The following is a 10324-nucleotide window of genomic DNA, read 5'->3' on the forward strand; positions in this document are numbered from 1 at the left end:
CCTATAACTATATATATAATAGTTCTTTTGTTATTATTAGCGCCCTATTTACCTGTTAATAACTGTAAAAAAGCCAATAAAATCATTATTTTACCCTGTGGTTATTGTTGTTGATAACCTGTTACTAAACTCTGTATAACTCTCTAAAAAAAGTTATCCACAAGTTTAATCACAAAGTTATCCACAGAATAATTGTGATGATATTTGTGATTTTATATGTTAAAGTAGCCGCATAAAACAGGGTGAGACCATCTTATTTACCTCCCCTACTCTTCTTCTTTTGTCCGTTTTACTAGGGTTAATGGGTCATGTCAGATAGTTTGTCGTTATGGGATAGGTGTCTTAATGACTTAAGATACCAGCTCAAAGAAAATGAGTTTACGATGTGGCTTCGGCCACTGTCTGCTAAAGTGGTTGGGGATAAATTAGAGTTACTTGCGCCAAACCAATATTTTGTTTCTCATGTACAAGAAAATCACTTTAATGCGATTGAGCAGCTGGCGAAGCAACACAGTAATGGAGAGATAAGCCAGGTTGTTATTCAAGTCGAAAGCAGTGTACAGCAAGCGCCTCAAGATCCAGTAGCCAATCAAACTACGGGTAGTGGTCAAGCTCATGGTGCTAAGTCGAGCACGCACCCTGCTGGTTTAGACTCTCATCTTAATGACGCTTCCCAAATGGGATCGGATAAATCGCTAAGTTATATTAATCCTTATTTTACCTTCGAGACATTTGTCAGTGGTAAATCTAATATGCTGGCGTACAAAGCCTGCCAAGAGTTGGGTAAGAAACAGTCGCAAAATCGCCACAACCCCTTGTTTTTATATGGTGCATCGGGTTTAGGTAAGACTCACCTCATGCATTCTGTGGCACATAAATACTTAAAGATTGGCAAAACTTTTTACTATTTTTCATCCGAGAAGTTTATCAATCAGCTGGTTTATGCCCTTCGTAACCAAAAAATTGAGCAGTTTAAGCGAAAGATTAAGCGGGTAGATCTGTTAATTATTGACGATGTGCACGTTTTGGCGGGTAAAAACAAATCCAGTAGTGAGTTTTTATCGCTATTTGCTGACTTTATGGTAGAAGGCAAGCAAGTTATCTTGGCCTCTGACCGTCATCCATCACAGATGACAGAGTTTGATGAACGTTTTCGTTCAAGGTTCTCATCAGGCCTTGCGGTGGCAATAGAACCACCCGAGATGGAAACCCGAATGCAGATTTTGCAGAAAAAAGCCACTTTGTCTGGGATAGAGCTGCCCAAAGAATGTGCTTTGTTTATCGCTCAAAACGTGGTGTCTAACGTTAGACGCTTAGAAGGAGCGCTAAATCAGGTCGTGGCAAATGCCAACTTGACAGGCAATCCCATTGATTTAGATATGGTGCAGTATGCGCTAAAAGACGTGATAGCCATACGTTCACAGGCGGTGAGTATGGATAATATCCGCAAAGTAGTGGCGGAATACTATGATGTGTCGGTGAAAGATTTGATGAGTAAGAAGCGTACTCGAAGTATTGCTCGTCCTCGCCAAATTGCGATGGCGTTGGCTCGAGAGCTTACCAAGGACAGCTTTCCAGATATTGGTCAGTCCTTTGGTGGACGGGATCACACCACAGTGATGCATGCTTGTGAAAAAGTAGCTCAGTTACGCAGTGAAGATCCGGTGTTAGACAAAGAGTACAAAGCATTATCGATGACACTGCAAGCGGGATAATGAGGCGAGTAGGGGCGTTGATCAATTACAATGCTTATTGTGCAGAGCTCCTCTCAATTGGTTATACTTAATAGCCTTAATAATAAAGTGTTAGCGAAACCAAACAAGTAATATTAAACTGGGTATAACCCTATATTAAGACCCCATAAAAGAGTCCAATATTATGCAACTGTCTATAAACCGTGAACTGCTGTTAAAAGCCATCAATTTGATTGCAAAAGCAGCAGACAAACGCCATAACATGGTCGTTCTGGGTAATATTAAGCTAGAAGTTACTGAGCAACTGCTGATTTTAACTGCTTCAGATTTGGAAGTAGAGTTAAGTGCGGAAGTTAAGTTAGGTAATGGTGCCACAGGTGTTGTGGGTGCCACAACATTGCCGGCTTATAAGCTGCATGAGATCTGTAAATTATTGCCAAAAGACACGATGATTAATCTGGCTGCTGAAGCCAATGAGCGCTGTATTATCACCAGTGGCAAAAGTCGTTTTGTGTTAGGCACTTTACCAGCTGCAGAGTTCCCAGTACTGGGTAATCCAGCCAACATCACGCCGTTAACTCTAAGTAGAGCAGTGTTAATGGATTTGATGGCGAAGACGCAGTTTGCGATGGCCATTCAAGATGTGCGTTATTACCTAACGGGTATGTTATTTGAAGTTGCACAAAGACAATTAACCACGGTAGCTACTGATGGTCACCGTCTGGCGTTGGCCCGTAGTGTGATTGATGTTGCCGATGACTTTACCATGCAAGCCATCTTGCCACGTAAGGCTGTTATTGAGCTTGAGCGCTTAGGAAATGAACTAGGCAAGCTGGTAGGGGACAACGATGGTAACTTAACTCTAGTGTTTGGTAGAGAGTTTTTGCAGGTAGCCTTACCGTTTGGCAATGTTGATAGCACCGGTCAAATTGACGATAGCATTAAAGTTACGTTTACAGCGCGTTTAATCGATGGCAAGTTCCCTGATTATCGCCGCGTAATGCCAAGTAATACAGACAAGATAGCTTTAGCGAATAAAGAGCAGATGACAGATGTGCTAAGACGGGTCTCTATTCTTAGTAATGAGAAGTCGCGTGGGGTTATTTTTAAGTTCTCACAAGATGGTAATGTAGAGGTTCGTGCCAATAACGCTGAGCAGGACGAAGCAGTAGAGGCGTTACAAGTGAAGTATCAAGGCGAACCTATTGAACTATCGTTTAACGCAGCATACTTACAAGATGTACTGGATGTTTTAGCAGGTGATGTGCAGCTACATATGAGCCAAGCCAACAGCTCGGTACTCGTAAATCAGCTAAATGATACCCAGCATCAATATGTCATCATGCCGATGCGTATTTAAGCGGTGTTTTATTAAAAACATTATTATAGTTTATCTTAAAAGCAAAACCTTAAGGTTTTGCTTTTTTGTTGGGTGAAATACACGTATTTTTTTGAAAGCCATATATTATATAGGTCTCTTTGATTTAACATAATGTATTGTGCATAGGTGGTGTGTATTATGTTAAATGAAGTAGACCGGTTTACTGTTGATTATATATGTAAAAAACTTAACAATAATGAAGTGGTAATGAGGCGAGGCTTTAATCGAGAGGGCAGTGCCCTCATTTATAGTATTTAATAGAAAATAAAGGCGTGCTCTATGCTGACCCAACTTAGTATTCATCAATTGCGAAATTTGCAGGCTGTGCACCTTCAGCTGGGGCAGTGTAATGTTTTTGTTGGACCTAATGGCAGTGGGAAAACGTCTTTACTAGAGTCTTTATATCTTCTTTCTAGAGGAAAAAGTTTCCGGCATCATCAGCCGAAACGATATATCTCCCATCATGCCCCTCACGCCACTGTTTATGCTAAGTTTGATAATGGCAGAAGTATGGCCATCCAAAAGGCGCAAGATGCTAGCAGTATCATGCGTCTTGATCAGCAAACAGTGTATGTCCAAAGTGCTTTGACTAAGCAGTTGCCTACGTTACTTATTGACCCCTCTTCTATGGATATCCTGGAGGTCGGCAGTGGTAGCCGTAGGCAGTTACTAGATTGGATTACGTTTCACGTGAAACCAGGGTTTCATCCCCAGTGGCTATCGTACCAACGCTTACTGAAGCAAAGAAATGCGCTATTAAAGCAGTCTCCTAGACTCTCTAACTATCAATTACAAGAATTGGCAGCCTGGGACAAAGGGTTGGCCAATCACGCTGCGCTCATCACCCATTACCGTCAGCAAGCCTTTGAAGAGTGGCAACCTTTGTTTAATACTCTTATTCAACAGCTTTTGCCTGACTATGCGCCTTTCATTCAGCTTAAGTTCGCAGCGGGCTATAACACAGAAATGGCTTTGGATGAGTTGTTGCAGCAGAGATTGGCACAAGATTGTCAAACAGGATATACCCGCATTGGTTGTCATCGAGCCGATGTGCAGGTACTGTGGGTCGAAGATGAGGCTGCAAGACAGCAAGTGACTGCACAGCAGAGTGTAGCATCTGTTTCAGAGGATACTCAGCCCTATGAAGTCGAGCAGGATAGTTTTTATGACTCTGATGAGGCTTATGATTCAGAGGAAGCTACTCTTTTAGGTAATGTGCGTGAGCAAGCCGCAAACGTTCTATCTCGAGGTGAAAAAAAGCTATTAATTACAGCTTTAAGACTGTCGCAGCTTCCCTTATTGGCGACAGCGAAAGACAAGGCTACTAATTCTAAGGCCTCTGTAAGCGAGGATGAGATATTACCCCTCGTGTTATTGGACGATATAACAGCGGAGCTTGATGACCGTGCTCTAACTATTTTATTAAAATCTTTATCACAGCTGTCTTGTCAGGTCTTTATTACCAGTTTGGAGCCTCAGATTATGGATAAAATCGGGTATTATTGGCCACAAGCTAAGTTGTTTCACGTGAAACAAGGACAGGTAGCCGAAGAAACCAAAAATTAAGCCGTTACTGGCGCAATCTAGGGGAATTTGACCCCATATACCTCATGCTTTTATCGCCAAAAAATGCTATAATAGCAAATAAGTTTTATAGTGAATTTATGGGTATAGAAACCTGCGTATTTGGCAAGAATGGATGGCCAGACACTGATTAACGGACGCTGATTTAACAAGATAAATCATAAATTGAATCCCCCCGTAAAGTCAGTAGCAAGTTAAGTAAATTTTGAGCGAGAATGTGCGTAACGTTAACAAGTGAGCTATCAAAAACTCTATGCCATTTGAATTGCTGATGATGTCAGCATTGCCGTTTTAGGAAAGGATATAACATGAGTGAATCAAACCATAATACCGAGCAAGAGCTAGTGGCTAACTTGCCAGAAGGGGTCGATCTTTCAGACTTACCTGAGGGTGTGCTTCCAGAAGAATATAGCTCAAAGAATATTCGAGTATTAAGAGGGCTTGAAGCAGTACGCGTGCGTCCAGGCATGTATATCGGGGACACCGATGACGGCACGGGCTTACATCACATGGTATTTGAAGTCGTCGATAACTCCATTGATGAAGCATTAGCAGGACATTGTGATCAGATTGATATCATCATCCATGAAGATGAGTCTGTTAGTGTTATGGATAATGGCCGTGGTATTCCGGTAGATGTGCATCCTGAAGAGGGTGTATCGGCTGCTCAGGTCATTATGACCGTACTGCATGCTGGTGGTAAGTTCGATGACAACAGCTATAAAGTATCTGGTGGTCTGCATGGGGTAGGGGTATCGGTAGTAAACGCCTTATCTAAAAAACTTGAAATGAATATTTGGCGCGAAGGTCATCATTATCAGCAAACTTATAGCGATGGTGTGCCAGATGGTGACATCCAAATGTTAGAAGAAACTGAGCGTACAGGTACTCAGATTCGCTTCTATCCTAGCCCAGACGTATTTACTGGTACCACCTTTGACTTTGAAATTTTAGCCAAGCGTCTGCGTGAGTTGTCATTTCTAAACTCAGGCGTGCGTATTGTCTTGACCGATGAGCGTAAAGACAAACAGCACGTATTTGAGCACAAAGGTGGCTTGTCAGAATTCGTCGCTTACATTAACTCAGGCAAAGATGGCTTAAACGAAGTTTTCCATTTTGTCAGTGAGCAAGATGACGGCATCGTGGTCGAAGCTGCTTTACAGTGGACCGATACTTATAATGAAAAAGTGTTGTGTTTCACCAACAACATTCCACAAAAAGATGGTGGAACTCACTTATCAGGCTTCCGTTCAGCCTTAACTCGTTGTCTAAATACCTATATGGACAACGAAAATATGATGAAAAAAGAGAAGGTCAACACCACAGGTGATGATGCTCGTGAAGGATTGACCGCCATTGTATCGGTTAAAGTTCCTGATCCTAAGTTCTCAAGTCAGACCAAAGACAAACTGGTCTCAAGTGAAGTGAAATCTGCTGTTGAATCAGCGATGCATGATAAATTCAGCGATTACTTGCTTGAGCATCCAGGGGCAGCCAAGTCAATTGCGAGTAAAATTATTGATGCTGCTCGTGCCCGTGATGCGGCGCGTAAAGCTCGTGAATTAACCCGTCGTAAAACCACATTAGACATTGCTGGCTTACCTGGTAAATTGGCGGACTGTCAAGAAAAAGACCCTGCATTATCTGAATTATATATTGTGGAGGGTGACTCTGCGGGCGGTTCTGCTAAGCAGGGTCGTAGCCGTAAGACACAAGCTATTTTACCGCTAAAAGGTAAGATTCTTAACGTGGAACGTGCTCGTTTTGACAAAATGTTGTCATCAGCTGAAGTCGGTACCTTAATTACGGCTCTAGGCTGTGGTATCGGTCCAGATGAGTACAATCCAGATAAAGTGCGCTATCACAAAATTATCATCATGACGGATGCTGACGTCGATGGTTCGCACATTAGAACTCTATTGCTGACTTTCTTCTTCCGTCAAACACCCGAGCTTATTGAGCGTGGTTATATCTATATTGCGCAGCCACCTTTGTATAAGGTGAAAAAAGGTCGTCAAGAGTTGTATCTAAAAGACGATGAAGCCTTGAAAGCGTATCTGTTGTCATCGACCATTGATGAAATGAACTTGCACATCAGTGAAGATGCGCCAGCCATTACCGGTCAGGCATTAGAGAAGTTGTTAAATGACTACAACCAAACACAATTGGTGAAAGCTCGTTTGCAAATCCGCTATCCTGCCGTATTACTAGATGCTCTAACGCATGTGCCTAAACTGACCACTGACATGACTTATGACTATGATGTGATGAGTGAGTGGAAAGAGAAATTACAAGAGCAACTAGAGCGCTTTGGTAGTGATTTACGTCCTTCTATTGAGCTTGATAATATCCATGCGCCACGTACCGATGAGCTGTCTGAAGCGGCTAAAGATGCCAACAACCAGTTTAAGTTTAAGCTTGGGGCAAAAGTGGATAGCCCGAATAGCGATGTGGAAGATGCAGAAGTTGTGGAAGGTCAAGACAGCGAAATGTTATCGACTAAGCCGCAGTGGCTGCCACGTATCACCATCTATGTGCATAACTTAGCACAGCATTATCTTCTGGATGCAGGTTTCTTCAATTCAGGTGAATATGCGCGTCTAATTCGTTTGTCTGCAGAGTGGAATACGTTATTAACAGACACAGCATTTGTTCGCCGTGATACCTCAACAGGTACCGTAAGAGATGTCTTACTTCGTGACTTTGATCATCTATGGCAACAAGTGATGCAAGAGGCGCGTCGTGGTTTATCTGTGCAGCGCTATAAGGGTCTGGGTGAAATGAACGCTGACCAGCTATGGGATACCACTATGGATCCTGAGAATCGTCGCATGTTAAAGGTGACCATTGAAGACGCCATTGCTGCGGATCATTTGTTCACTTGCTTGATGGGGGATGATGTAGAGCCTCGTCGTCAGTTCATCGAAGAGAACGCGCTAACAGTAAGTAACTTAGATATCTAACATCAAAGTGCTGTCATAAATTAAAAAAAGAAGTCATCTTGCTAGCAAAGTGGCTTCTTTGTTTTACGTGAAACATAAGTTTTTATACTCTGTCTTTAAACTATAATAGCCGTGACTGCTCAATGCTTAGGAAGTAAATCATGATTGAACTTTTGTTTTTGGGCATTGCTTTGGCTATGGATGCTTTTGCGGTATCTATTGGGCTAGGAGCTAAGCAGGCCAATGTGCCTTTTTCAAGCTCAGCAAAAGCGAAGTCTATGTTGTTGCGACTGGCATTGATGGCAGCACTCTACTTTGGTATTGCACAGGGGGTGATGCCGTTAATCGGCTACTTATTAGGCTCAGCTTTACTCGGCTGGTTGGCCTCAGCAGCGCCTTGGATTGGGTGTATTATTCTAGTGGTTCTGGGTGCAAAAATGCTTTATGAGGCCATAAGTGCTGAGGAGGAAGAAGAGGGGCTTGGGTCAGATAATAACACCAAAATTGACCATAAGCTGATGACTACCATGGCGATTGCCACCAGTATTGATGCGATGGCAGCAGGATTTACTCTGAATCTTTTGGCCGTGAATGCTTGGATTGCCTGTCTAATTATTGCGCTAGTTACCGCTGTGTTTAGCTTTGGCGGAGTATATTTAGGCCGTCAATCAGGCACCTGGCTTGAAGATAAAGCTGAGATATTGGGTGGTGTGGTACTGATTGTGATTGGTATAAAGATGGTTTTATAGCAGCTAATTTTCATTTGATAGACATAAAAAAGAGCCTTTGTTTGGTTTATTTCTAAACTTGAACAAAGGCTCTTTTTTTATGATTAAACGCTTTAAAAACTAAGCTTTTATTTTACTTAAAACGCCATGCCAAAATGCGACTGGCTTTTTGACCATGCTGCATATTGATGGTTTTAATCTGTCTGGCGCCCACACGGCGAAGTAGGGCATCAAGCGGCTTTAGATTCTCTGCACGAGACACTAAAGTCGTGAACCAGTTGACCTGATGAGCGTAATCTACGCTTTCATTAATCATGCGGCTAATAAAGGAAAATTCACCGCCTTCCGTCCAAAGCTCTGCGTTCTGACCCCCAAAATTCAGGTTGTTTTTGGCATCAGCAAACTTATTGGCTTGGCCATTAGGGTTACGACGGGCACGGTTCTTTTGTAGTTTGCTTTGTTTGCGGTTGTTGGCATCTAGCACTTCTTGCATTGACCCGTGAAACGGTGGATTACACACAGTGATATCAAAATAATCGTGCTCACCAATGATACCTTTAAAGATATTTTTTGGGTTCTTTTGCTGTTTTACCGTCACCAATTTTTTAAGATTAGGATTGATTTCGCAAATGGCCTTGGCTGTATTGATTGATACGGGATCAATATCGGTTGCCGTAAAATACCAGCCATAGCTCTGACTGCCGACAATCGGATAAATCAAGCTAGCACCGGTACCGATGTCTAGCACGTGCGGCTTTTTATTTTCTGTACCACTGTTGTTGTTATTTAATAAGTCCGCTACTTGGTGGATATAATCGGCGCGACCTGGAATAGGCGGACACAAATAACCTTTAGGCAGATCCCAGTATTTGATGTTGTAGTGATGCGCCAATAAGGCTTTGTTTAGGGTTAATACCGCATCAGCATCAGAGAAATTAATGGTTGGCTCACCACTGGGATTCGTAATGGTGTGTTTGGCAAGCTCAGGTAGGGCTTTGGTTAACTTATCAAAGTCGTAACGGCCTTGATGTGGATTACGCGGATGAAGCGTACTGGCAGTCGGTTTACTGCTAGGAGTAGGGCGTTTGGTGTTTTTTGGGGTTACAGGGTGTGTCATAGGGATTAAAACTTATTCATATGGTGGGGGTGGATAATTAAAATAGATAGGGGGTAAAAGGTAGGCGTTATTGCTACATTTTAACCAAATAGATGATTTGGTGGTGTTCTAAAAAGTAGGCTGGCGCTAAAAGTCAATAGGAAGTCTATGCTAAGTTCTCTGGTTCTATATGGCTTTCAAAGCTTCAAAAATTGTTCAAATTTCAATCAGCCTACTTTTTGAACCACCACCTATGATTTAATTAATATTTAGCTGTGGGTTACCTGTTTAAAACTCAGGAAAGTTATATATATCAAGGTTTATAGGGTTTTATAAAACTGTGGATAACTATTTTGTTAGCAATAAACGAGCAGTTTGGTTTAAAAAATAACCAATAAAATCAATAACTTATGATTTTAAATGTTTGTAGCTGCATAGGCGTAGCTGTGTACTTTTTCAAAAGTTTTGGCAGTCTTGTTGATAGTTTAACAGGTTTGGATTCATAACATCGCTATGAAAAACTAGAAATTACATATCTACTAGGTTTGCTAAGCCTTGAGCATAAGATTATAGTGAACTTAGGACTCTACTGACAGCTTTATCGGCTGTGTGTAATTTTTGACTTCCTCCCCTCGCTAAACCGAGGGGATTCCTACAGCTAGACGGTCAAGCCCGACCGCGAGGATGTTCTTAGCAGCATTGATATCTCTATCATGCCATGTGCCACACTCAGCACACCTCCATCCTCTTATTCGCAAACCTGCTCTACCTTTTGGACTACTATCACTTATTTTGTGGCAGCACGAGCAGGTCTGGGTAGTGTAACTCTCATTTACTATCTCAAACTGACAACCTGCATGCTTGCATTTATATTCCAGTTGTCGTTTGAGTTCAAACCA

The 10324-nt window shown here is 42.1% G+C and carries 7 protein-coding genes; 5 read left to right on the forward strand and 2 right to left on the reverse strand.

What is annotated here, in order from left to right:
* The first annotated feature begins 308 nt into the window (after nucleotides 1-308).
* The 5 genes from dnaA (at nucleotide 309) to A1232T_RS08890 (ending at nucleotide 8350) form a co-directional block, all read left to right on the forward strand.
* Nucleotides 309-1715 carry a chromosomal replication initiator protein DnaA gene (gene dnaA / locus A1232T_RS08870; RefSeq protein ID WP_077449084.1) on the forward strand — a complete coding sequence of 469 codons (1407 nt, stop codon included), beginning with the start codon at nucleotides 309-311 and terminating at the stop codon, nucleotides 1713-1715.
* A gap of 163 nt (nucleotides 1716-1878) precedes the next feature.
* Nucleotides 1879-3054, forward strand: coding sequence for a DNA polymerase III subunit beta (gene dnaN, locus A1232T_RS08875; RefSeq protein WP_077449085.1), 1176 nt, complete (start codon nucleotides 1879-1881; stop codon nucleotides 3052-3054).
* 300 nt (nucleotides 3055-3354) lie between these two features.
* Nucleotides 3355-4641, forward strand: coding sequence for a DNA replication/repair protein RecF (gene recF, locus A1232T_RS08880; protein WP_077449086.1), 1287 nt, complete (start codon nucleotides 3355-3357; stop codon nucleotides 4639-4641).
* A 326-nt stretch (nucleotides 4642-4967) separates the two neighbouring features.
* Nucleotides 4968-7622, forward strand: a complete 2655-nt coding sequence (gyrB, locus tag A1232T_RS08885; protein WP_077449087.1) for a DNA topoisomerase (ATP-hydrolyzing) subunit B — start codon at nucleotides 4968-4970, stop codon at nucleotides 7620-7622.
* A gap of 140 nt (nucleotides 7623-7762) precedes the next feature.
* Nucleotides 7763-8350 (forward strand): manganese efflux pump MntP, encoded by a 588-nt coding sequence (locus A1232T_RS08890; RefSeq protein WP_077449088.1) that lies wholly within the window; start codon nucleotides 7763-7765, stop codon nucleotides 8348-8350.
* Nucleotides 8351-8462: 112 nt separating this feature from the next.
* Here A1232T_RS08890 and rlmF read toward each other — a convergent pair whose 3' ends face one another.
* The gene (gene rlmF, locus A1232T_RS08895) at nucleotides 8463-9446 is read right to left on the reverse strand and encodes a 23S rRNA (adenine(1618)-N(6))-methyltransferase RlmF (RefSeq protein ID WP_077449089.1); all 984 of its coding nucleotides are present in this window, start codon (nucleotides 9444-9446) and stop codon (nucleotides 8463-8465) included.
* Between the two features lie 614 nt (nucleotides 9447-10060).
* On the reverse strand, nucleotides 10061-10324 hold a 264-nt coding region (locus A1232T_RS08900; protein WP_077449090.1), incomplete at its 5' end, for a zinc ribbon domain-containing protein.

This window comes from Psychrobacter pasteurii (genome assembly GCF_900162815.1).
Taxonomy (GTDB): Bacteria; Pseudomonadota; Gammaproteobacteria; order Pseudomonadales; family Moraxellaceae; genus Psychrobacter; species Psychrobacter pasteurii.